The following is a 23,300-nucleotide window of genomic DNA, read 5'->3' as shown; positions in this document are numbered from 1 at the left end:
GGCGCGGACTACCTGACGTTGGCCGGGCTGGTGGTAGCGGTCGGGGTGGCGGGTGCGTTCTTGGAGGTGGCCGCGAACTCCCAGAGAATCGGCTGGGACACCTTGTTGGAGACCGCCGGGGTGGCCTTGTCATCGAGGGTCGCGGAGAAGCACACCCAGCGGTAGCCATCCGCAGCGATGTCGGTGGTGAGCATCTGGGAGGCAGGCGCCCCGATCGTCACGGGTGCACCGAAGGTGGTGCCGGCTCCACACGCCGGTGCGGTCTCGCCGGTGCCGGCGTCGGCGACAGCGACCTTCACGACGTCCTTCAGCGCACTGGTGTCGGCATTGGTCCGCTTGAGGACGATGTCGGCGCCGAGATTCCCCTCAGCCTCGTGCAGTCCGACCAGCTGGTAAACGGGAACGCCGGGGATGAGGGCGTTGGCGTTCTGGGCGAAAGACATGGCTCCCGGCCCGTTGTCGCCGGTGCCGGTCGAGGAGACGTGCTCCTTCCAATCGGTGCCGCCGTCGAACGAGCCCTGGGTGTTGAAGGCGTTGCCCTCGGTGCCGAACGTGCCCGATCCCCACACGGTGTCCGACCACGCGGCAAGGGTCACGGCGGCGCCGATGCCCAGGACGAGACCGGAGGCCATGATCACGCGGGCCTTCTTCCGACGGTTCTGGTTCTTGGCGGCGGGCTGGGGCTGCGGGGCCTCGGGCGAGGTGCTCATCGGGATGCCTTTCTCGGAGGGGTCCTGCACCAACGCTCGTTGATGCGACACGTTTAGCATTCTTCATCTACTCGTCAGTAGCAACCGGAATGCTCGAAATTGTTGACTTATTCACACATCGATGTTTCTCGGGACAACCGCACTTTAGCAGGCACTATGAGGAAAACCTCGGCTTTTGCGGTGAGTGGCGTACCGGATAGAGCGTTCTGGTCGACTGACTTGGACACTCGATTTAGAAGATTGGAGATCCAAGCAAATGGCGACGACGACAACGTGCCCGCCACCCTCGTTCTGCCCCTGCTGGGGGCGCGGGACTGGCGCACTGGGCGGCGTATACGCACTGGCCACGGTGCGGTGGTGCCGCGAAGACCGTGCCGCGGGGGTGGCAGACCCGGCCTAACAGCGTTCGGGACTCGCGGCCGGTGCCTCAGTTCTCCTGGCCCGCAGGCGACCTCGCGGAGGTTGCTGATCAGTTGATCGAGCGTCCGAGGTGACCGGCGGCCGGGCCGATGGGATCCACCCGCCCGAGTGTCCGGCGCTGACGGGACTCGAAAGCTGCGGCGCCCGACGCGCCGGACAAGCAGTGGACGGCCCGGACGCTGCGCCAGCGTCCGAGCCGTGGTCCGTCTTCAATCGGCGCTGTGGCCAGGGCCTTGTTGTCTCTGTGCGACGCCAGCCATCAGCTGCCGAGACTGCCGAGACTGCCAAGGGCCGAGGAGCCGCCACCGTCCGGGCCGCTGCTGCGCTCCCATCCGGCGTAGACGGTGATGTCCTCGTCGAGGCTGGCGGCGGCGTCGGGATCGAATCGGGTGGCCAGGTCGGGCGAGGTGTACCAGCCGGTGAAGGTGTAGCCCGGCCGCGCTGGGGCGGGCGGCTCGAAGCCCTCGCCGGGCCAGATGGTCACCGGGTCCACGGCAGGACCGTCGCCGGTGTCGAAGAGGACGGTGTACGCGGGGACCGTGGGGTAGCCGTGCCACTCAGGCGTCGTGTAGCCCCCAACGTCCTGCTGATACCGCGCGGCGAACTCGACGATCAGGTCCGGAGATTCTGCGAGTGACGGCCCCGATTCCTCGGCGCCACTGATGCTTGGTGCGGGCCCGGTGAACCGGACGCGGGTCAACCCGGGGTTGTTCCAGAAAGCCAGCGGGCCGATCTCGGCGACCCGGGCGGGGATCTCGACCGTCTCGAGGCGGTTGTCCATGAAAGCGCCCCACTCGATGGCGGTGAGTCCCTCGGGCAGGGTGACCGACGTCAGCCGGTTGTTGGCGAACGCGTATCTGCTCACGGTGGTGAGAGCGTCGGGCAGAGTCACCGAGGTCAGCCTGTTGCTGACGAACGCAGACCGACCGATGCTGCGGACACCGTCGGGCCGCCTGACCGACGTCAACGCGTTGTTGGCGAATGCCCACTCGCCGACGCTGGTGACGGTGTCCGGAAGCGTGACCGACGTCAGCTGATTGTCGATGAACGCCCCGTCGCCGATGGTCGTGAGGCCGTCGGGCAGCGTCACGGCTTTCAAGAGGTTGTTGGCGAACGCATCGCGCCTGACCGCGGTGAGGGAGTCCGGCAGGCTCAGCGAGGTCAGCTTGTTGTTCTTGAATGCGTACTCGCCCAGGTGGGTGAGGTGCCGGGGCAGGGTCACCGTCGCCAGCTGATTGCTGACGAACGCCTCGTCGTCGATGCTCTCGAGAGAGTCCGGCAGGGCGACCGATTCCAGCGGGGCCATGGCGAACGCGCCTCTGCCGAGTAGAGCGAGAGCGAACGACAGTTGGCGGCGGGTCGCGGCGGTAATGGTGGGCAGTTCGGAGGGCATGGGAGAGCGTCCTGATGAGTCGGGCGCGCGCACCGTCCGACAGGGGCCGGCGGGAGACGCGTGGGGCAGGGGGTGCCACGCGGCACCGGGTGACCGGCAGGTATCGAACGACCGCGATGTGGTCACACGATAACTCTCCCATCGGCGGTTATGTGGACCTTCTTAGGAAAAAGCGTCACCGTAGGCGCGGGGTACCGACCCTAAGCGCACCACTCACGCCGGTGCCGCCCCACCCGCCAGCCCCGCCCGCGCATCTCCGCGTGAAGTCGATGACCAGTCGTCCGCGGGTGCCGCCGGCTTCGAGGCGCTCGTGGGCCTGCCACGCGTCCTCGGGCGCATAGCTGTCAGCGACGCGGAGTGTCACCACGCCGTCCTCCGCCAGCTGCCGCAGCTCGTCGAGCTTCTCCTGCTCTTCGGCCATGTCAGCCACGCTCACCGGATGGACCTGCAGGTCGTGCTGGCCGTCGCCCTGGTACCACCGCACCGTCGCGACGCCTCCGCCGGTCTTGACCGCGGGGAGGACGGCGGCTTCCTGCACGGATCCGTCGAAGAGGCCGTCGACGCCGTCGGGGTAGAGCTCGAGGATGCGGTCGGCGACGCCCTCGCCGCGCCGGACGATCTGATCGGCGCCGAGCGACCGGACGAGTTCCTCGTCCGCCTCGGACGCGTCGGCGACCACGACGAGGCCGTCATGCTTGGCCAGCTGGATGACGTATCCACCGGTCGAGCCCGCCGCCCCGGTGACGGCGAGGACCTGACCGGGCTCCAGCCCCAGCAGGTCGAGCGCACGCCGGGCGGTAAGGCCGTTCATCGGGAGCGTCGAGGCGGCGATGTCGTCGGCATCGCGGGGTGCGGCGGTTATCGAGCGTGCAGGCAGGACGATGTCCTCGCGGTACGCACCGTGATCGTCTCGCGGCACCACGATCCCCATCACCCGGTCGCCGACCGACAGGGAGGTGTTCGCGTCCTCGCCGACCTCGACGAGCGTTCCGGCGATGTCCATGCCCGGGACGTCTGCGGCTCCGCGCGGCGTTCCGGTCTTCGAGCGGGAACCGTTGCGCGTGTAGGTGTCGGTGGGGTTGATGGTCGCGGCGGTGACGCGCACGCGGACCTCGGTCGGGCCGAGTTCCTGCTTGGGGACTTCCACGACCTGCAGGGCGTCGGGGCCACCGTAGGTCGTTACTCCGACGGCGCGGACGGAGGCGGTTGAGACGGTCATTGTTCCTCTTTCCCGCGAACCCGGTCAGTGTGGGCCGGTCCGCTGGATTGTTGGCACGATTGACTGCTGTCTCGCAGCGTAACCACGCAGCCGTTCAGAAGATTCCGGCCAGGCCCCCGACGCCCCGCCCGAGCAGACTCAGCCGATCACGCCCGCCAATCCTCGCCCGAGCAGGCTCAGCGCGCCGACGGTGACCACGACGATCGCCACCTTCCGCCCCACGGCCGCGGGCACCCGCCGCGCGACCAGGCCGCCGATGACGATGCCGATCGGCACCATCGCCACGACCAGCGAGACAACGGCCAGCGGCAGTTCGGAGACCGGCGCGGCGCCGAGCCCGACCTTGACCAGGACGGATACCACGCCCATGGTCCCGAAGATCGGCTGCAGGGTCGCGGCGAACGACCGCTGCTGCCAGTTGGTCGCCTGCGCGTAGACCAGCATCGCGGGCGCGGCGACGCCGACGGCGGTGTTGAGGAATCCTCCGGCGGTGCCGGCCGCGGCGGCGGGGAGGCGTCCGCTCATGGGCGGGATCCGCACCAACGCGGTCGTCAGCAGCGTGCCGATCAGGGCGACACCGATGATCACCTCGAGCCAATGGCGGTCCGCGGCGCCGACCAGAAGCGCGCCGGGCACGGACCCCACGACGATCAGGGGAGCGAGGCGGCGGTAGCGCTGCCAGTCGATGTCGTGTCGCAGCGTGATCCCGATGAGCGCGGCGGAGACGACGGTCGTGATGTTGGTCAGCAGTACGCCGGTGACGGGCCCGAGCAGCAGCGCGAGCGTCGGCGAGACCACGAGCCCGACCCCCATCCCGCTGACCCGCTGCAGCACGGTCCCGAGGATGACGGCGGACGCCGCCACGAGCAGGAGCAGAGGCGCGACGTCGGCGGGCATGGGGAACAGCATTCCAGGTGCCTCCGGCGGGGCCGCTGGCCGATCGGTGGGGTGGCACCGCCCGGCACGTAGGTGAGGGTCGCCGTGACTATGTGACGACGACGAGGTGAGCGATCGCGGCCCTGATTCGCCGCCCGGTGGGCCGGTATTGCTGGCCGACAAGCTAGCAAGCTGGAGGAACAGCTGAGCGAGCCGCGCAGAGCACGGAGTAAGACCTCGAGACGGAACTGACAGTGCGCGTTGTGCTCTAGCGGCCCTCGAGTGGCATCTTCGGCTGAGTGTCTGTCGAACTCATGGCATAGGTTCCTCAGCGTCGCCCGATTCGCCTTCTAGTGCATCGACGGGCGAATTATCTGGGGCCTCACGAGAGAGTGTGACTCGAGAATCTCGTTCGTCGGGACTTACCGCACGATTCTCATCGGGGTAGAGCAGGTCGTCGATCGCGCCGCTCTCTCTGAGAGACGCGAATAGGGGCCATTGGAGCGCGTCGACTATTGAGAGTTTTTCTTCCTTGATTAGGGCCCTAACTCCCGCTTCGGCGTGACTAAGGTCGTCGAGAAGTGCCGCCTGGGCGACCTGATACAGGGGCGAAAGTGGGCCAGTATCCCAAGCTCGGACTTCTCCGCGAATCGATTCAACCCCGTGAAGTTCTTTCTCGGCCAGCCATGAATTCACGCGGACCTGCAGTTGGGCCGAAGCTTTGAGCCTATTGTGATCCAAAGCGTCACTTATTGCTTGGGTAACTGACGGATTCTTTGCGTCAAGAAACTCGACTTGCGCTGCGGTGGCCCATTGTCCAAGTTCGTCGTCATTGCTTGCGAGCCTTGACCACATTCGGAGCCCTAGCGTCAATCCGAGTTTAAGTAGAAGATCGAGCGCATTGTCGAGGTATTCTTCATCGACATCCAGTCTGTCGCCAACGGAGAGTTCGCGACTGAACTCGGTCGAGACTTTCGATAGGTACTGCGAACTTACCCTACATGATCGGTGAAGGACAAGGTTTCGGCGCTCGTAAATTTCACGGGCGGCCGCCCAATCTGACGATTTCAGCTTCCTGTCCAGCTCGATGGGGGGCTTGGAAAGCCATTCTCCCCAATCGTCAAAACCCTTCCGAGTAAACTGGTCCACTTCGCGGTCGATGAGGGTTTGCTGTGCCTCGTCAATTGATGAGAACGCTTGGATTTCCTTTAGAGAGAACGACTTCTCGCTTGAGTTAATTATTCCGGGATGCAGTTCGAGGTTTTTGCGATACAAATCTCCAATATATGACTCAAAGGTGCCAACGAGCATTGCCAGGAGTGATCTGCGAAGTAGCGTTTTGTGGGAGGGTCTGATTAGCCTACTCTGGAGTCCGTCGAAAGTGTCCATGACCGATCTGCGCAAATCTCGGTCGGTTCCTCCGATGGACAGCTCACTGCCGTCGAATTCAAAAGAGAGTCGATCGTCGATGGCATCGGCCTGGTCGACGACCCTCTTGACTTCCTCTGGATCTGCCGTGGTTAGGGCCTCCCATATGTCGATCGTGGCTACCACTGCGGAAATCGCTACCTTCTGCTTTTCGCGATCGAACAGTTCTATAGATTGAAGAACTCTTTTCTGGAATGGTGGCTCTTTTCGGAGCCTGTCGAGTTCGGGGGTCAGATTCTTGGAGAGTTCGCCGATGGCTATTACCTGCTCCTTGTAGCGTTCGACGATCGAAGAGAAGGAGGATGGCATTGCGTGTCACTCTGTCTATCTGTGAGAATTCTGGTAGATGTTAAGCAGTCTAAAGCACCCGGTATCATGGCCGTAAATAACGGGTCGGGTTCATGGCAGGTGAAAGATCGGATGCAGGGCACCTCTCGGGCGGGCGCAAGGCTCTAGGAGCATCGATTCCTGAATCGCAGACCCGGTCTCTCGAATATCTGGTGGCGATCGAACTGGTGCATCGCCTCGCGGCGGTCGGGCTTGAAAGCCATGCAACTACGCCCAACCACGCCCCCGCGTCCGGCTGCCGCCGCCCCCGATCTATCGCATACTCCCTATATGCGATCCATCTGGAAGGGCGAGGTCTCGTTCGGTCTGGTCAACGTGCCGGTCAAGGTGTACGCGGCGACGGAGGACCACGACCTGCACGCGCGGCAGGTGGACAAGAAGGACGGCGTCCGCATCCGCTACAAGAAGGTGCGGGACGACAACGGCGAGGAGGTCGAGTTCTCCGACATCGCCAAGGCGTACGAGTCCGAAGAGGGCGAGATGGTCATCCTCACCAAGGAGGACCTCGCCAGCCTGCCGGTGGAGCAGAACCACGAGATCGAGGTGACGGAGTTCGTCCCGGCGGATCAGGTGGACCCGGTGGCGTTCGACAACGCGTACTTCCTGGAGCCGGCGTCGCGATCCAACCGCGCGTATGTGCTGATGCGCGAGGCTCTGCAACAGACGGATCGCCTCGCCATCTGCACGTTCACGCTGCGTAACCGCACTCGCCTCTGCGCCCTCAGGGTCTACAAGGACGTGCTCATGCTGCAGACGCTGCTGTGGCCGGACGAGATCCGCCCGGCGATTCTGGAGGGGCTGGACAAGGAGGCGAAGGTCCGGCCGCAGGAGGTCAAGATGGCGGCGTCGCTCATCGAGACCATGGCCGCGGATTTCGAGCCGGAGAAGTACGAGGACGACTACCAGACTCAGCTCAAGGAGTTGATCGAGGCCAAGGCGGCCGGAGGTGAGGCGTTCACGGTGGAGGAAAAGGACACCTCGGGCGACGATGACGGCGACGACGACGTGGCCGATCTGCTCGCGGCGCTGCGGGCGAGTGTGAAGGACCGGGGCGGTAAGGCGGACGAGGCCGACGACCAGGACGACGACGAGGATTCCGGCTCCGCCAAGAAGGCCACTAGTAAGAAGAGCGGGAGTAGCTCGGCAAAGAAGACCCCGGCCAAGAAGACTGCGGCGAAGAAGGCGCCCGCCAAAAAGGCCGCGGCCAAGAAGTCGACTGCCAAGAAGTCGACAACCTCAAAGTCCACGGCAACTAAGTCGACCGCAAAGAAGACCTCTGCGCGTAAAACTCCGGCCAAAAAGTCGGCCTGACCGGAACGACCCCGGCCTCTGGGGTGATGTCCCGCCCCACCGAGCGCGCTCTGGATAGGTTCGTCTGGTGTTCTTCTTTGCGCTTGCCGTTGTGCTGACGATCGTCTCTGCTATCAGGATCGCATCGGAGCCACGGCGGCTGTCCAACGCTCTGATCGTCCTCGCCGCTCTACTCGCGTGGGTTTTGACCGCAGTGAGCGTGATGAACCTGTTGGAGCCTCGGGTGGAGGCTGCCGTGCTCGCCGTCATCGCGGTGCTTCTCTTCCTGACCGCGATCGGATTGATCGCAGCGGCAGCGGTGAACGGGGTGGTGGTGATCCGTCGCGAAGGATTCCGCCTCGCCACGGTCCTGCCGCTCGCGCTGGCCACGGTGACGATCCTCGGGGCCGGGTTGCTGTTCACGGTGGCCCGGGTGCTCGAGTCGCATCCCCTCCCGCTGTGGTTTCTGGCTCTGTTGTGGACCGGCGTGTTCTTCGCAGTGGGACTGGGCCTCCAGCTCGCAGCGTTCTCGGTGTATGCCGTGATCTACGGGCATCTGCGACCGCCGACGGGCAACGCGGCGGTGCTGGTGTTGGGGTGCGGACTGGGCGCGGGCGGCACTGTCACCCCGCTTTTGGCCAGCCGATTGGATCGTGCGCGCGAGGTGTACGACGCCGAGGTGGAGGCCGGACACAGGCCCGTCCTCGTGGTCTCGGGCGGGCAGGGCGTGGACGAGGCTATGGCCGAGGCCACGGCGATGAAGAACTACCTCAAGGACTACGGAATGTCCGAGGAGAACATTATCGCCGAGACCTCGTCGCGGACCACTCACGAGAACCTGGTGTTCAGCGCGGAGCTGCTGGACTCGATGGGTATCGAGTACCAGCCGATGATCGTCGTCACTAGCAATTTCCACGTCCTGCGAGCAGCCGCTTTCACCCGCGATGTCGGCCTGGACGCCCAGGTGACGGGGGCCCGGACCGCACGCTTCTACGCGCCGACCGCGTTCCTCCGTGAGTTCGTGGCGATCGTGCGCGGCTACTGGAAAGCCAATGTAGCCCTGCTCCTCGGCATCCTCGCGGCGGTCGTGCTGCTGCAGAATGTCGACTGACGGAGGGACGGGGACGGGCCACTCAGTTCACTGCGCGGCTGTGCATTGGAGCGAAAGCCTCCCTGCACGTGGTATCCACGCGGTGCCACAGAGCCCAGAAGGCGAGAGCAGTGAGCCCTGAGAATCCCGCTGCGAGTGCATGCGCACCGAGGTAGGCGGTGTAGTCCTGGGCTGCGTCCGGAATTGACAGATCCGTGCCGCGAAGATGTGGGATTCCCCAGAGGGCCGCCCCGAGGGCTAAGGAAATCGAGGTGAGCGCCGCGACGATCACCACATAGACGACCCTGCCTCGTCGGACGCCGCCCTGGTAATGGCAGAGGCTTCCCCGGCGGGCCAACCACCATGCCGCGAGGCAGCCACAGAGCAACGCGACGGCATCGGCGCCGATGGTGTCACTGAGACGGTGCCACTTCGCGGTTGTGGTGTATGCGCCGATACCGATCGCCCACGTGAGAACCACCAGGGCGGCGATTCCTCGCCAGCGGTGGGGGACAACGATGAAGACCGCGAACAGCACGGTCATAGCGATCGTTGTGTGCCCACTCGGAAAGCTGTTCTGGGTGTAGTTGCTGCTGACCTCGACCAGTTCTGGGCGCGGTAGGACAAATCGTTTGAGTGCTTGCGTGATTACCTGGCCCAACACGATCACGGCCACGCCCGCGATGGCCAGGTCCGGACGTCGCCGCACTAGCCCCACCAGCGCGATCAGAATCACCGCCACCGCCAACGTAGCGATGGTGATGTGGCCCAGGGCCTCCGAGGCTGCCGAGAAGTCCTGTTCACTGACCTGGTCGGCGCCTCTGAGCGCCGCGTTCTCGGTAGCTTGACCGCGGGTCGTCCATACCGCGCTCAAGTAGCTGATCGTCAGCACGAGAACGCTCGCTACCGCAGCGGCGATCCATCGAGTGCTCCGGATCGTAGGCGTGGCAACGGGAGCGCTCCCAGGTCGGTTATTTCCCATAGCTGGACGCTAACAAGGTCACGTGCTGATGCTGCAGACGTTTGTTGTGGCCGGATGAGATTCGCCCGGCGATCCTGGAGGGGCTGGACAAGGACGCCAAGGCCCGGCCGCAGGAGGCTAAGATGGCGGCCTCGTTGATCGAGACGATGGCGGCCGAATTCGAGCCGGAGAAGTACGAGGACGACTACCAGACGCAGTTCAAGGAGTTGATCGAGACCAAGGCGGCCGGCGGTGAGGCGTTCACGGTGGAGGTGAAGGACACCTTGGGCGACGACGAGGACGACGACGAGGACTCCGGCTCCGCCAAGAAGATCGCCAGCAAGAAGGGCGGAAGTAGCTCGGCAAAGAAGTCGACGGCTCGCAAAGCGCCGGCCTGACCGACTTCGCCGTGGGGTCAGATGCGGCCACATTGCCCATGACGCGTCGTCCGAGAAACTGCTCTTGCGACCACTCGGCGAGCCGGCGGCGCTCGACTACCTGAGCACCGGCCTGGTCAGCGGTTGACGAGTTTGAAGAAGGTGCTGCCCTCTCCGCTGGCCTTCTTCTCCTGGTACAGCAGGGCGAGCTTCTGCGAATCGAACTTCTCGAACCACTCGTCCCAGCTGATCTGCTCGAGTGCTTCGTCGCCGGCGCCGCCGGGGAAGTCGAAGCGCAGGACGCCGGGGTCGTCGCCGTCGCCGGTGTCGCGGACGCAGGCGGGCTTGCCGTCGTTGCTCTCGACCCACTGGCGGATCTCGTCGTGGTCGGTCGTGGTGGTGGACTCGGACGCCATGTCGGACACTCCTTCTGCTGTGAAGCGGTGGATCTTTTCGATGGCACCACCCGGGCCCACCACCTACAACCGGTCGGGCCCGGCTGCGGAACCAGCGGACTATGCGGGCGCCGGCACTAGGACCACATTCCGTGGAGCTGTACCGGCCGCAGTTCGTCAGCGACGAGCTGGAGTTCCCGCATGAACTGAGGTGGTGAAGGAGTTGATCAACATAAGGGTGGGCAGGGAGGGGTCGTACTCGGGGCCGAACCGGCAGCCGATGGTGGAGCCGCCGAGGTGCGGGTTGCCGATGGTCTGAGTGGTCATGGCGACCCTGAGGGCGGGGACCGAAAGGGTCTCCGACCATCGGACGGCCGCCGCCCCGCTATACCCCGAATGCCGCCGGATAACGGATGACTCCGCTCGGGACGGCGTAGGCGTCGTCGAGGGCCAGGGACATCATCGCGTCTTCGGGGGTCTCGAAGGGTGCGCGAATGCCGAACGCGGAGGCGCGGCGGAAGCCGAACCGCGGGTAGTAGTCGGCATGGCCCAGGACCACGACGAGCTTTTCGCCCATCGCTCGGGCGCAGGCCAGGGCTGCTCGGACGGCGGCGGAGCCGGCGCCGGTGCGTTGGAACTCGGGCAGGACCGAGCAGGGCGCCAGGGCGAGGGCGGGTTGGTCCCCGACGTGGCAGCGCGTGAGCAGTGCGTGGCCGACGGGGCGGTCGCCGGCGGCCGTGGCGATCACGGACAGCCCGGCGATCCACGCGGCCGGGTCGGCGCGGAGGGCGTCGACGAGGTCGGCCTCTCCGGCGGTGGGGAAGGCGCGCAGGGTGATGTCTCCGATCGCGGGGATGTCGTCGACGGTCTCGGGGCGGGTGGTCCAGGTGGTCATCCGGGTTCCGTTCTGGTGTTGGATGCTCAGCAGGTCGGCTAGTGGAACGCCTAGACGCACTCGACGGCAGCATGAGCAGCGTCGACACGAGTGCAACTAGGCCTCGACGGGAACGAAATGACGGATGTGACGCTACGCGTGCTCGGGTGGTGGGGCACTGCCTACCTGAGCGCCGAGCGCCCGGCCGTACAGGGAACGACGACGGCGATCAGAGCTCCCACTTCACCGGTTGGGAGATGATGTCCGCGAGATGCCGCCGGTAGTACCGGGCCGAGCGTTCCACGAACACTTGCATCGCGGCCTCGGCCGCGTCCGGGTCGCGGCGACGTAGTGACTCGAGAAGGTCGGACTGGAGTTCGGCCGCGTCCAGCCTGGTTGCAAGGGGATGCTCGCTCGGTTCGGCGTCGCGAACCAACAACCAGAGTGTTTCCATGACGATCCTCAGCGCCGGATTCCCGACCGCGTCGTAGATCGTCCGCTGGAACAGCGCGTTGTTGAGCTGGAATGCGTCGTGATCATGGGGGTCATCGACTATTCGGTCGAGTGCTCCCTGCATCACATCGAGCTGATGATCGGTGATGGTTTCTGCGGCGGCGCGGGCGACGATCGGCTCGAGCATGAGACGGACGTCGATGACGTCGCTGATGGTGGCGCCGTTGATCTGGAAGAACAGCTTCATCGTCTGGCCCAGCGACTCGAGTTGCGGCATCTTGGCGATAGGACCGCCACCGATGCCGGCCTTGACGGTGACGAGGTCTCTGCTCTCCAAGAGCCGGAGCGCCTCGCGGACCGTAGTTCGTCCTACGTCGTACTCCTCGATCATCTCTTTCTCTGTCGGGAGTCGGTGCCCTTCGACGAGGCCGCCGGAGAAGATCTTCTCGGCGATGAGATTCCCCACCCGCGCTGACATCTTGCGTCCTCGCGGGCGGGGAGCCTCAGAATCTCGTGCGGTCATTGTTCTCCAGATCAGGGAAAGCGCAGGTGGCTGATTACTCTACTCATCGGCCTTACGCTTGGACCTGGTGATGAGCCGCCGTGGTCAGCGCACGGGCGCGGTCTCGGGTAGCTGCTGAGTCTCCTCGGTAACCGCGGAGCCCTTGTACATCGCGCCGCGAATGGTCGCGAGGGTCAGACCGCCGACAACGCTTGCGCCGATGAGGAAGTAGGCCGGGGAGATCGGGTCGCCCGTTCGGTCGATGAGCCACGTGGCGATATACGCGGCGGTGCCGCCCGCGGCGACGGTAGCGAGGTTGAAGCCGAGCGCCACTCCGGTGAGACGCACCCGGGGATCGAAGAGCTCGGGGAACACCGGGGCGGTGCTGACCTGGATTAGCGGAGTGCACACGGCAAAGAACGCAAACGCGAGGCCAGCGATGAACAACCCGTGCCCGGTCATGAGAGACATCGCGGGGTACGCGAAGACGGCTGCCCACAGGAGGCCGACCGTCACCATGACGCGGCTGCCGAAGCGGTCGACGAGTAGGCCCGCAACCGGCATAAGTAGGGCAACGAAGACAATGACCGCGGCCGCGGTCCAGGTAACCGCAGTCTGGCTGTATCCGCCCTCGCGGACGAGGTGAATGCCGACGTAGGTGAGCACCATGTAGCCGGTGGCGTTCTGGGCGATGCCGAGGCCGAAGACCTGGAGGACCTGCAGCGGCTGGCGCGAGAGCAGCTCACGCACCGGCGACTTGGCGAGGTCCGCGGAGGCGGCCGCGTCCTCGAATTCGGGCGTGTCCTCAATGCGCGAGCGCAGCCAGAGGCACAGGATCAGCAACGGCAGGCCTGCGATGAAGGGGATCCGCCATCCCCAGCTCGACATCTGGACGTCAGAGGTCAGGGCGGATGTCGTCGCCACGACGATGGCGGCGAGCGCGAAGCCGGCGTTGGATCCGAGCGCGACGATCGATCCTCCAAGGCCGCGGCGGCGGGGTCCGACGATCTCGTAGACGTAGGTCAGGGCGCCGCCGAGCTCCCCGCCGGCGGAGAAGCCCTGGGCCAGGCGCGCGATGACCAGCAGGGTCGGGGCGATCACGCCGGCCGCGGCGTAGGTGGGCAGGAACGCCATGAGCAGCGTGGCGAACCCCATGAGGATGACGGAGACGAGCAGCGCGCGCTTGCGTCCGTAGCGGTCGCCGAGGCGGCCGAAGAACAGGCCGCCGATGGGCCGCATGAGGTAGGCGGAGGCGAAGACGGCGAGGCTGGCCAGCAGCGACGCGGTGGGGTCGTCACCCGGGAAGAACAGGGGGCTGACGACCACGGCGAGGTACGCGTAGACCGTCAGGTCGTAGTACTCGACGACCGTGCCGATCCCTGCTGCAGCGACCGACCTGCGCTGCTTGGGCTGGATTTTGTTCACTTCAGTCACCTTCCCGGTGAAGGGGGAGTTAGGGAGTGGACGCCTCTCGAAACATGTGCATATTTAGGGAGACGTGCGTTACTCTAGGTCGCGAGGACGAGGTCCGGCAAGCAATTCGTGAAGGAGTTGGTATGAGGCCCACTCGATTTCCAGACGAGCGCAGGATGGCGGCGTTCCGTGCCGAGGGGCACTGGCAGGACCGACCGTTGGACTACTTCACGGAACGGGCGGCGCGGCTCTGGCCGGACGCGGTCGCGGTGGTGGACGGCGACAGGCGACTGACGTTCGCACAGGTGTACCGGGACGCGCTTCGGTTGGCGGCCGCTCTCGTCGAGCGCGGCGTGCGGTCGGGGGACGTGATCTCGTTCCAGCTGCCGAACTGCGCTGAGGCGGTCATCGTCTATCACGCGCTGCACCGGATCGGCGTGGTCGCGAACCCGATCGTCCCCATCTACCGCGAGCGTGAGGTCCGGTTCATCGCGGCGCAGGCCCGGTCTCGCGCGGTGATCGTTCCGGGCGTGCATCGCGGGTTCGACTTCGTCGAGATGTACCGCTCTATCGCCGCCGACCTGCCCGATCTCGATCTGATCGTCACCACTGACCCGACACCGCACCAGGGGGCGGAGAGTCTCGCCTCGTTGATCGACGACGTGACAGATGAGCAGGTGGAGCGGGTGCGCGCGTTGCCGACGCCCGATCCCGACGATGTCTGCCTGCTGCTCTACACCTCCGGGACCACGGCCGACCCGAAAGGCGCGCTGCACAGCCACAACACGTTGGCGTTCGAGAACCGGTCGATGATCGACACGTTCGAGCTGACCGAGCAGGACGTCATCTTCAACCCCTCTCCGGTCACCCACATCACCGGCGTGAACTGCGCTCTGATGCTGCCGTTCGTCCTGGGCGCGCCGGTGGTGCTGCAGGACGTCTGGGACTCACGAGTGGCACTGCGAGCCATCCGCGAGGAGGGCGCGAGCTTCATGATCTTCGCGACGCCGTTCCTGCGCGGACTGCTGGAGGCTGCACGCGAGACGGGCCTCGAGACCCCGTCGATCCGCTACATCATCTGCGGCGGCGCGGACATCCCCGACGCCCTGGTGACGGAGGCCGATGAGCGGCTGGGCACTGTCACCCGGATGTACGGCGCGACGGAGGGGCCGTCGGTCACCTCGGCGAGCGTGGCGGACGGGCCGGACCTGCGTCAGCACTCGGACGGCCGGGTGCTGTCGCCGACGGAGGTCATCGTCGTGGACGAGTCCGGGCGCCAGGTGGAGACCGGCCAGGTCGGCGAAGCGCTGTGGCGGGGGCCGGACACCTTCCTGGGCTATCTCGACGCGTCGCTCAACGACGAGGCGTTCACGGATTCCGGGTTCTTCCGGACCGGTGATCTCGCGCGCTTCGACGAGCGCGGGGGTATCCACATCGTCGGCCGGATCAAGGACATCATCAATCGCTCCGGCGAGAAGATCAGCGCGTTCGACGTGGAGAACCAGCTCAGCGAGCACCCGGAAGTGGTCGAGGTCGCGGTCGTCGCCGGCCCCGACCCGGAGACGGGCGAGCGGGGCTGCGCGTTCGTCGTGACCCGCGAGCAGGTCGATCTCCCGCTGGAGGAGGTGCGCACGTTCCTCATCGGGCGTGGCGTCGCGATCCAGAAGGTTCCCGAGAGCGTCTTCGTGGTGGACAGCCTGCCCAAAACGGCGAGCGGGAAGATCCAGAAATTCGCGCTGCGGAACTACACGCGCGACCGAACCACCGCGCCCGAGCAGATGGCGACCACCAGCGTTGTGGCCGTCCACGAGAGGTGACACAGAAGATGACAACGACAACGACAACGACAACGGCGACGACGAGGACCGCGAACGCGGCCGACGTGCCACTGACCGTGACCGAAGCCCGCCCGGGCATCGCCGTGGTTGAGTTGGCCCGCGGCAAGGTGAACGCGCTGGACGGTGCTGCCTATCGCGCCATAGCCGAGGCGTTCGACCGGATCTCCGACGACGAGCGATTCCGTGCGGTGATCCTCACCGGCCGGGGGCGGGTCTTCTGCGCGGGGAACGATCTCCACGAGTTCCGGACGATGGACGGGTCCAACGGCGACGCGGCGATGCGGGACGCCCGGCGCGCATTCTTCGCGGTTCTGGAGTGCCGGCTTCCGGTGATCGTCGCGGTGAACGGGCCGGCGTTGGGTAGCGGCATGGGGCTGACCGCGAGTGCAGACCTGGTGGTCGCCTCCGATCGGGCGACGTTCGGGCTCCCCGAGATGCAGGTCGGCGTCTTAGGCGGTGGCCGTTTCGCCGCTCGGATGCTCCCCGAGCAGGCCATGCGACGGATGTTCTTCACCGCCGAGGCCGTCGATGCGGAGACCTTCCGGAGCTGGGGTGCACCGATCGAGATCGTGCCCCATGACGAGCTGATGGACAGGGCGCTGGAGCGCGCCGAGGTGATCGCGAGCAGGAGCAGATACGCGCTGACGCTGGCCAAGCAGTCGTTGAACGGCTGCGAGGGCCTGGACCTGCGTCGGGGCTACGAGCTCGAGCAGACCTTCACCGTCCGGCTGTCGGAGCACCCGGATTCCACGACGGCGGTCGAGCAGCGACTGGCAGCGATCGCCGGCACCGGCCGAGACGGGCGGGCCGACGAACGGAAGGGAACGAACCCATGACGGCAACGCAGGTGCCCGCCCCCCTGAGCAGCGGTGAGGTGGCGGCGTTCGAAGCGAGGTGCCGCGACTGGCTCGACGCCCGATTGCCCCGCAGGGACACGGCGGCGCGGGAGCCCAACTACGCGATCTTCCACAATCTCGGTCACGAGGAGGAGAAGGCGGTCATCGACGCCGGTCGCGCGTGGCAGGCCGAGCGGGTGGACGCCGGATTCGGCGCGATCGCGTGGGCACCGGAATGGGGCGGGCAGGGCCTCACGGCGAGTCACGAACGCGTCTATGCGGGCGTGGAACGCGAGTACCTGGCCCCTGATCGGCACGAGACGATCCTGGTGACGGTCGAACTGGTGGCGCCGACGCTGTTCGAGCTGGGCACCGACTGGCAAAGGGACTGGTTCGTCCGACCGTTCCTGCGGGCGGATGAGCTGTGCTGTCAGCTGTTCTCGGAGCCCGGGGCGGGATCCGACCTGGCGGGGTTGTCCACGAAGGCGGTCCGCGCGGGGGACGGGTGGCAGATCAACGGGCAGAAGGTGTGGAGCTCCGGCGCCCAGTTCTCCGAGTGGGGACTGCTCATCGCTCGGTCGGATCATGCCGCGCCCAAGCACCGCGGCATGACGGCGTTCATGGTCCCCATGGATCTCGACGGTGTCGAGGTGCGCCCTATCCGTCAGATGTCCGGCGGATCGACGTTCAACGAGGTGTTCCTCACCGACGTCGAGCTGCCGGATGAGTACCGGGTGGGCGAGGTGGGCGACGGCTGGAAGGTCGCGCTCACCACCCTGGGATTCGAGCGCCAGTCCAGCGCGGGAATCGTCAGCGCGGGCGGAAACACGACGGATCTTGTTCGACTCGCTCGATCGCTCGGGATCACGGACAGCGCCGAGGTGCGGAGTCGGATCGCCGAGTCGCACATCTACGAACGCGCCCAGGCGCTGATGGTGGCCCGGTACGCCGAGCTCGAGCAGGCCGGGGGAGTTCCGGGAGTCGAGGGGTCGATCGGGAAGCTGGTGTGGACGCAGAACCTCAAGCGCGTGGGGGATGCGGCGGCGTCCTTCCTAGGTCACCGCATCCTCGCGGACACCGGCGAGCCGGACACGTTCGCATGGGCGCAGCATCTCCTCGGCGCCCCGGGCTATCGGATAGCCGGCGGGTCGGATGAGATCCAGCGAAACATCATCGGTGAGCGCGGGCTCGGTCTTCCGCGCGAACCCCGTTAGGAGGACGGTATGCCCATCAACCTGACCGTTGAACAGAAGGACCTCGCGGAGACCCTCGGCGAGATGTGGGCGGGGTTCGTGCCGGGCGAGGACGCCTGGCCGTCGATCCGCGAGCTCGGGCTCACCGAGATCCCGTTCCCGGCCGCCGTGGGCGGTGCGGACGGCACGTTCAGGGACCTCGCCGTCGTGATGACCGGTCTCGGTCGGACGCTGGCGTCGGCGCCCTTCTTCTCGTCCGTGGTGATGGCCGGCCTCGCGGTGTTCGAGGCCGCCGATGACCGTACGCGCCGCGAGGTCCTGCCTGGCCTCGTGTCGGGGGCTCAAACTGCGGCGCTGGTGTGCGGTCCGACCATCGTGGACTCGTCGGTCTCGGCGTCGTCGGTCGATGCCGGGGACGCGGGTGGTCGAGAACTGATCCTGTCCGGCGTGCAGCACGCGGTGGTGGACGGCGCGAGTGCGGACCTCCTCGTCGTCGTCACGCATGGCTCCTCCGGGGTCCAACTCGCCCTCGTCGAGGGCTCGGCTGCCGGGGTGCAACGGACGGTCGGCGAGCAACTGGACGGCACACGCCAGCTCGCCACCATCGCGTTCCGCGGGGCGGTGGCGCAGCCCATCTCCGGGCCGGACGTCGCGGCGCGCCTCGCGGACGTGCGGTCTCGAATCCTCATCGCTCTCGCAGCCGAGCAGGTTGGTGCGGCGAGGACGTGCCTCGAGATGGCGGTGGACTACGCGAGGACTCGTCAGCAGTTCGGGCGGACGATCGGCTCGTTCCAGGGGATCAAGCACAAGCTCGTCGATCTGCTGGTCGCCATCGAGCTCGCCGAGGCCACGGTGCTCGATGCATCAGGGGAGGCAGGGCGTCGCGAGGGAGGGTCAGGCACTGCCGAGCTGGCCGACCGCGCGGCGGCGGCCCGAGTGCTGGCAACCCGGGCGGCGATGACGGCCGCGGAGGAGTCGATCCAGGTTCACGGAGGGATCGGCTTCACCTGGGAGCACCCGCTGCACCACTATTTCCGCCGCGCGAAGGCCAATCAGCTGTTGTTCGGCGACGACGCAGTCCATATGCAGGCGGTCGGACGGTCTCTCACGGCGAGCTGATCCAGGCCCTGACCGTGACAGCGCTCAGGCGTGAGCGTGGTCGGCCATGCCCTCCGGAGCGTCAGCCAGACGTGCCCGGTCCTTCACCGCGCCGATGACTTCTGCTGGTAGCTACCGGGACGCGGTCTCGCGCGGCGCGGTGAGTCGCCAGATTCCGGCCAACCACTCGCCGCACTTCGCGCCGGTGGAGGAGCCGACGCTGCTCACGGCGAGGCGGGCCCACGTGGTGGCGGCGCTGGCCTACCTGGGCGCCGAACGTCAGGCTGTGCAGAGAACGACGACGAGGTTTCGCTCCCTCACTACACCGCAGGCGCAGCGAAGGCGGAACCGGCGAGTGAGCTGCAAGCCGGGCGGAATTGCGACCGCGTCCGACTCCGCCTGCGGGAGTGGCACGCGGTGCGGTCAGGGGCCTACTTGACGCCGAAGAGGACTTTCGTCCCGCCCCTGAACTGAGCCACCATCGCATTCGCGTCGACGCCCTCGAGATGTACCTCTTCGCAACCTGCTCGATTGATCGCTGAACGTCGCGGCCGGAGCGGTTGCTGCTGCGCGCGTAATTCGTACGAGGTCTCGGTTCGCATCCTTCGCCAGCTTCGCGATTCCCTTCGCGAGTTCCTTCTCGTTGAACCTCGCATTCTCACCTCCTCTCATCGTTGCGCGCAGCGTAGAGGTGATCTACGACACAAAAATTCTGCGGTCGCCGGACGGGTCCTGGCCTAAACCGCACAGCGAATGGCGTCGAGACTGTCGAGGTCACGCCGCAGTGCTTCGCGGGCCAGCGCGGTCCTGTTCGGAACGCCGAGTTTCATCAGCGCGGACTCGATATGGGTGCGGACAGTGCGGACCGAGACTCCCAAGTGCTCGGCGATCGTGTCATTGGTCCAGCCACGTGACAGGAGCCCCACGACGTCCAGTTCGCGGACGGTGAGGCGGTCGTCCGGCTCAGTCCGCTCGAGCCGGATGAGGACCCCGTTCGCGGCGGAAGAAGTGTCTACTCGCCACCAGCGGCCGGCGGTATCGCGGTGCCGGAAGTGCAGGTCCCCGTTCGCGCGCCGGTGAAGTCGCTCAATCTGCGTGAGTCGCTTGGCGGGGAACGGGGAGTCAGTGAGCGTGCCGATTCGCGGTTCGATCCGGCTGTCGGACGCCCAGACCACGAGGTCTGCGGGGGAGCGGATTGAGTCAGGTTGCGGGTCGGTGAGCTTGGCGAGGTCGGGGGCGAGCATGGTGAGCGCGAGTCGGGCGTCGTCGGGAAGAGGTCGCCCGTGAAGGGAGCTGAGAGCGAGGAACCCTGGGCTGACCGCGCTCGGTCCGGCCGTGCCCTGTTGGCTCGCACCGAGGTGCAGCGCTCCGAGAGGCACGGTGAGGCCCTCGTGGAAGCCACAGGGTTCGAGCGCCTCCTTGTAGGTGCGCAGCGCGCGGAAGTCGTAGGGCAGGTCTATGAACCGACGCGCCACGCGGTGCTCGACGGCATAGCGGTGCGCGGGACATTGCATGGCGTAAGTGGTGGCGATGAAGTTGAGGGCCTCGCCGGGGTAGTCGATGTTCACCAGTACCGGATGGCCGGTTGCCAGGGGGCCGCCCTGGGAACGTTGCTCGCGCAGCCCGCCATGCCGCGGGCCCACGAGAGTCGCGCAGTCGAACCCCAGCCCGTCACGGATCATTCGGATGGGTTCGTCCACAGGCACGTCCCCGCGTCCGGCCGCGCGAACGCTGTCGGTGAGTCGGATCCACCAGGTCATGTCCATAGTCGTGCACTCCGCGAGCAGTCGCAGTCGTCGCGGCCGACAACGTCCGACCGGCGCGACGGCATCGGCCGATCGGCCGATGTGAGTCAGACCACATGGTGCCACTCTTGGGGCATCGGCGCGATGCGCCGACTGCGTACACCCCCGGAGCCGGTAGTGGCCGGGTACGCCGACCCCTTGGAGGAACCATGAATATCGAGGAGTACTCGTCTCAGGACGCAACCGGTCTGGCGGCGTTGGTCGCGGCCGGTGAGGTCACAGCCGATGAACTGGCCGCGCTGGCCACGGACGGTATCAACGCGGTGAACGAGCACATCAATGCCGTCGCGTCGGGTCCGTTCGATGCCCCGTTGGACTACGCGCAGGACGGCACGTTCGCGGGCGTGCCGTTCGTGATCAAGGACCTGGTCTGTCATGCGGAGGGGGTTCCCACGCGTATGGGCACGCGAATGCTGGCGGACGGCATGACGCCGCCGTCGGACACCCATCTGATGGAACGGTTCCGGGCGGCGGGGCTCGCGACGCTCGCCGCCTCCACGACGCCGGAGTTCGGATACAGCGCCAATACCGAGGCTCTCGTCTACGGTTCCACGCGAAACCCTTGGGACACGACGCGGAGTCCGGGCGGATCGAGCGGCGGGTCCGGGGCTCTGGTGGCAGCCGGGGCGGTTCCGATGGCGCACGCCAACGACGGGGGCGGGTCCATTCGCATTCCCGCCGCGGTCAATGGGCTCGTCGGGCTGAAGCCGAGCCGAGGCCGCGTCCCGCTCGGCCCGGACGTGGACGGGAATGCGCTGAGCGGTATGGCCATCGAATTCGCGGTGACGCGTTCCGTGCGCGACGCGGCGGCGCTGCTCGACGAGGCAGCGGTGAACTACCCGGGTGACCGCTTCATCATCGCTCCGCCCGAGCGGCCGTGGGCACAGGAAGTCGGGGCGGACCCGGGCCGGCTCCGCATCGCCGTGCACACGGAAGCATGGTCGGGGACATCGGTCGATCCGGAGGTAGCGGCCGCGGTGGAGCAGGTGGCCAGGACACTCGAGGAGGCGGGCCATCACGTGGAGTGGGCGACACCCACGTTCGAGTGGGAGCCGTTCCTGGAGGCCACTGCGAAGGCGTGGGCGGCGTTCCTTGCGGAGTCGGTGGCCGGGATCGAAGCGATGACAGGACGGACGGCGGGCCCAGACAACCTGGAGGCCACCACCTGGGCGTGTGTGCAGTACGGCCGAGACCTGTCGGTGTTGGAGATGGCGGCGGCCAACGCGACGTTCAACTCGATCTCCCGCGAGGTCGGCCGCTTCTTCGAGAGCCACGACGTCCTGCTCACGCCCACGACCAACCATCCGGCGATGAGGCTGGGTTACCTGGATGCGAACGCCGATCTGGACGCGTTGGGCTGGACTCGCCGGATCTTCGAGGCGTTCTCCTTCACTCCGCTGTTCAATACCACAGGGACGCCGGCGGTCAGTCTGCCCCTGGCCGAGTCGGGGGAAGGCCTGCCGATTGGGGTGCAGGTGGCGGGACCGATGTGCTCGGAATCGATGCTGCTCCGGCTCGCGTCGCAGCTGGAATCGGCGTTGCCGTGGGCGGAGCGCAGGCCCCGCGTCCACGTCACGAAGGTGTGACCCGGGCACCGCGGTACGTGCCCGCGTGACCGCCGACGCGGGAGGGGTCCGAGGAGGCGGCGGCGAAACGCCGTCGCATCCTCGGGCTTATCAGCCCCTCAGGCGTGCGCGGCGACGAGTTCGTCCATGGGGTCCCCGGTGTGCGCGGCCCAGCGGCTGAAGACCGCGGCTGTCATGGACGCGGCGGCGTAGAGGGCGGACGCCGGCCCGTGATCGCGGACCACGGTGCGGATGCCGGTGGCGGCGTCGCAGTCGAGCAGCACCGCGTCGGACAGCTCGGCCATGCCCTCCGGAGCGTCATCGAGACGCGCCCGGTCCCGGACCGCGCCAATGACCTCTGCCGGTAGCTGCGGCGCCAGCGTCTGGGCGAGCTGGGCGAAGCGCGTCGACACGGTCAACGCGTCGGGGATCGGCGGGGGAGTGGTCTCGGCGGTCAGCTCCAGCTCCTCGAGAAGCGCGCCGGCGGCGGAGATGTCGTCGCGGGCGTGGGCGTCCAGGACAGCGCGGACCCGGGCGACCGCAGCAGCGCGGCGCTGCTTGGCGCGCTCCATCCCGGCGTCGAGGTCGGCGACGGTCGCGGTCCACACATCGACGCCCTCGCGAGCCAGGAGAGGGGCGAGGAGCTCGAACTGTGCGCGCTGTTCCGGGGATGCCATGCACCCATTGTCTCCGGTCGCGCTGCCGGGGCGTGCCCGGCCGCCCCCGCCTGCCCGCTCAGCAGCCGGTGTGCGCGCAGCCGCCTCGCCAGGCCCCCGCGCACGGTCGCCCCGCCGGCGCGCGCCGCGCCGAGCCCGACCACCCAGCTAGCTCACCCCGCGCCGCCTCACATTGGCGAGGATCCGGGCCACACCGGCCAGGAAGTCCCGGCTGCGCCGCGCGGCCTGCTGCTCGAGGAGCAGCAGTTCCAGCGCCCGGATCACCGCGGCCAGATCGGCGCCGGCGGCCAACCGATCTAGAGCCACTGCCGCGGCAACCGCCTGCCCCTCATGGAACGCCAGATCCGGCAGCACCGCCTCGACGGCCCGGGACAGCTCGCCCGCGGGCCGATCGTCGAACGCCGTGCTCACGGAGACACGGTACTGCTCGAACCGGTCCCGGGCGGCGTCGAGCTCCTGGCGGAGGTTCGCGGTCGCAGACATGGTCGTCAAGCCTACGACGACGACGTGGTCACCCCGCCCTCACGGTCCCGCGGTCG

At 66.9% G+C, this 23,300-nt stretch carries 22 protein-coding genes; 8 read left to right on the top strand and 14 right to left on the bottom strand.

Features of this window, described 5'->3' with window-relative positions:
- Window positions 1-8: 8 nt before the first annotated feature.
- The 5 genes from A6035_RS13295 to A6035_RS18285 all read right to left on the bottom strand — a co-directional run bounded on the left by A6035_RS13295 (window position 9) and on the right by A6035_RS18285 (window position 6,355).
- Window positions 9-761 carry a SipW-dependent-type signal peptide-containing protein gene (locus A6035_RS13295; RefSeq protein WP_162534004.1) on the bottom strand — a complete coding sequence of 251 codons (753 nt, stop codon included), beginning with the start codon at window positions 759-761 and terminating at the stop codon, window positions 9-11.
- A 628-nt stretch (window positions 762-1,389) separates the two neighbouring features.
- The gene (locus tag A6035_RS13290) at window positions 1,390-2,523 is read right to left on the bottom strand and encodes a leucine-rich repeat protein (protein WP_108848169.1); all 1,134 of its coding nucleotides are present in this window, start codon (window positions 2,521-2,523) and stop codon (window positions 1,390-1,392) included.
- A gap of 175 nt (window positions 2,524-2,698) precedes the next feature.
- A complete protein-coding gene (locus tag A6035_RS13285; protein WP_235026704.1) occupies window positions 2,699-3,742 on the bottom strand; it encodes an NADP-dependent oxidoreductase in 1,044 nt (347 codons plus the stop codon).
- A gap of 138 nt (window positions 3,743-3,880) precedes the next feature.
- Window positions 3,881-4,639, bottom strand: a complete 759-nt coding sequence (locus A6035_RS13280) for a sulfite exporter TauE/SafE family protein (RefSeq protein ID WP_235026703.1) — start codon at window positions 4,637-4,639, stop codon at window positions 3,881-3,883.
- A 291-nt stretch (window positions 4,640-4,930) separates the two neighbouring features.
- The gene (locus tag A6035_RS18285; protein ID WP_159149539.1) at window positions 4,931-6,355 is read right to left on the bottom strand and encodes a hypothetical protein; all 1,425 of its coding nucleotides are present in this window, start codon (window positions 6,353-6,355) and stop codon (window positions 4,931-4,933) included.
- Window positions 6,356-6,664: 309 nt separating this feature from the next.
- Here A6035_RS18285 and ku point away from each other — a divergent pair, with 309 nt between their 5' ends.
- Complete coding sequence (ku, locus tag A6035_RS13275; protein WP_108848167.1) at window positions 6,665-7,705, top strand: non-homologous end joining protein Ku; 1,041 nt, start codon at window positions 6,665-6,667, stop codon at window positions 7,703-7,705.
- Between the two features lie 91 nt (window positions 7,706-7,796).
- Window positions 7,797-8,795, top strand: coding sequence for a YdcF family protein (locus tag A6035_RS13270; protein WP_162534003.1), 999 nt, complete (start codon window positions 7,797-7,799; stop codon window positions 8,793-8,795).
- A 22-nt stretch (window positions 8,796-8,817) separates the two neighbouring features.
- Here A6035_RS13270 and A6035_RS13265 read toward each other — a convergent pair whose 3' ends face one another.
- Window positions 8,818-9,666: a phosphatase PAP2 family protein gene (locus tag A6035_RS13265; protein WP_235026798.1), complete on the bottom strand. Its 849-nt coding sequence runs from the start codon at window positions 9,664-9,666 to the stop codon at window positions 8,818-8,820.
- Window positions 9,667-9,878: 212 nt separating this feature from the next.
- Here A6035_RS13265 and A6035_RS13260 point away from each other — a divergent pair, with 212 nt between their 5' ends.
- Window positions 9,879-10,133, top strand: a complete 255-nt coding sequence (locus A6035_RS13260) for a hypothetical protein (RefSeq protein WP_244192443.1) — start codon at window positions 9,879-9,881, stop codon at window positions 10,131-10,133.
- A 116-nt stretch (window positions 10,134-10,249) separates the two neighbouring features.
- Here A6035_RS13260 and A6035_RS13255 read toward each other — a convergent pair whose 3' ends face one another.
- From A6035_RS13255 to A6035_RS13235, 5 genes are all read right to left on the bottom strand, one after another.
- Complete coding sequence (locus A6035_RS13255; protein ID WP_108848164.1) at window positions 10,250-10,528, bottom strand: hypothetical protein; 279 nt, start codon at window positions 10,526-10,528, stop codon at window positions 10,250-10,252.
- Window positions 10,529-10,684: 156 nt separating this feature from the next.
- Window positions 10,685-10,834: a hypothetical protein gene (locus A6035_RS13250; protein ID WP_244192442.1), complete on the bottom strand. Its 150-nt coding sequence runs from the start codon at window positions 10,832-10,834 to the stop codon at window positions 10,685-10,687.
- A gap of 58 nt (window positions 10,835-10,892) precedes the next feature.
- On the bottom strand, window positions 10,893-11,402 hold the full coding sequence (locus A6035_RS13245; protein WP_108848163.1) for a GNAT family N-acetyltransferase: 510 nt from the start codon (window positions 11,400-11,402) through the stop codon (window positions 10,893-10,895).
- Between the two features lie 208 nt (window positions 11,403-11,610).
- A complete protein-coding gene (locus tag A6035_RS13240; RefSeq protein ID WP_235026658.1) occupies window positions 11,611-12,312 on the bottom strand; it encodes a FadR/GntR family transcriptional regulator in 702 nt (233 codons plus the stop codon).
- Window positions 12,313-12,441: 129 nt separating this feature from the next.
- The gene (locus A6035_RS13235) at window positions 12,442-13,761 is read right to left on the bottom strand and encodes an MFS transporter (protein WP_235026659.1); all 1,320 of its coding nucleotides are present in this window, start codon (window positions 13,759-13,761) and stop codon (window positions 12,442-12,444) included.
- A gap of 164 nt (window positions 13,762-13,925) precedes the next feature.
- On the opposite strand from A6035_RS13235, the gene A6035_RS13230 reads away from it, so the two are divergent.
- From A6035_RS13230 to A6035_RS13215, 4 genes are read left to right on the top strand one after another with little or no spacing between them, the layout of a single operon-like run.
- Window positions 13,926-15,566 carry an AMP-binding protein gene (locus A6035_RS13230; RefSeq protein ID WP_244192441.1) on the top strand — a complete coding sequence of 547 codons (1,641 nt, stop codon included), beginning with the start codon at window positions 13,926-13,928 and terminating at the stop codon, window positions 15,564-15,566.
- An 8-nt stretch (window positions 15,567-15,574) separates the two neighbouring features.
- Window positions 15,575-16,423 (top strand): enoyl-CoA hydratase-related protein, encoded by an 849-nt coding sequence (locus A6035_RS13225; RefSeq protein WP_108849282.1) that lies wholly within the window; start codon window positions 15,575-15,577, stop codon window positions 16,421-16,423.
- Entirely contained in the window at window positions 16,420-17,637 is a 1,218-nt protein-coding gene (locus A6035_RS13220) for an acyl-CoA dehydrogenase family protein (RefSeq protein WP_108848159.1), read from the top strand. The genes A6035_RS13225 and A6035_RS13220 overlap by 4 nt, the downstream gene beginning before the upstream one ends.
- 9 nt (window positions 17,638-17,646) lie before the next feature.
- Complete coding sequence (locus A6035_RS13215) at window positions 17,647-18,735, top strand: acyl-CoA dehydrogenase family protein (protein WP_108848158.1); 1,089 nt, start codon at window positions 17,647-17,649, stop codon at window positions 18,733-18,735.
- A gap of 716 nt (window positions 18,736-19,451) precedes the next feature.
- Here the strand turns inward: A6035_RS13215 and A6035_RS18800 are convergent.
- Window positions 19,452-20,414 carry a helix-turn-helix transcriptional regulator gene (locus A6035_RS18800; RefSeq protein WP_235026661.1) on the bottom strand — a complete coding sequence of 321 codons (963 nt, stop codon included), beginning with the start codon at window positions 20,412-20,414 and terminating at the stop codon, window positions 19,452-19,454.
- Between the two features lie 254 nt (window positions 20,415-20,668).
- Here A6035_RS18800 and A6035_RS13200 point away from each other — a divergent pair, with 254 nt between their 5' ends.
- On the top strand, window positions 20,669-22,105 hold the full coding sequence (locus A6035_RS13200) for an amidase (RefSeq protein WP_108848157.1): 1,437 nt from the start codon (window positions 20,669-20,671) through the stop codon (window positions 22,103-22,105).
- 98 nt (window positions 22,106-22,203) lie between these two features.
- On the opposite strand, the gene A6035_RS13195 is transcribed toward A6035_RS13200, so the two are convergent.
- A complete protein-coding gene (locus tag A6035_RS13195) occupies window positions 22,204-22,761 on the bottom strand; it encodes a hypothetical protein (RefSeq protein WP_108848156.1) in 558 nt (185 codons plus the stop codon).
- Window positions 22,762-22,908: 147 nt separating this feature from the next.
- On the bottom strand, window positions 22,909-23,244 hold the full coding sequence (locus tag A6035_RS13190; RefSeq protein WP_108848155.1) for a hypothetical protein: 336 nt from the start codon (window positions 23,242-23,244) through the stop codon (window positions 22,909-22,911).
- Window positions 23,245-23,300: the final 56 nt, after the last annotated feature.

The sequence above is a fragment of the Dietzia lutea genome (genome assembly GCF_003096075.1).
Classification (GTDB): Bacteria; Actinomycetota; Actinomycetes; order Mycobacteriales; family Mycobacteriaceae; genus Dietzia; species Dietzia lutea.
The sequence above is the reverse complement of the archived record's forward strand: the minus strand, read 5'-3'. Positions and strand labels throughout refer to the sequence as shown.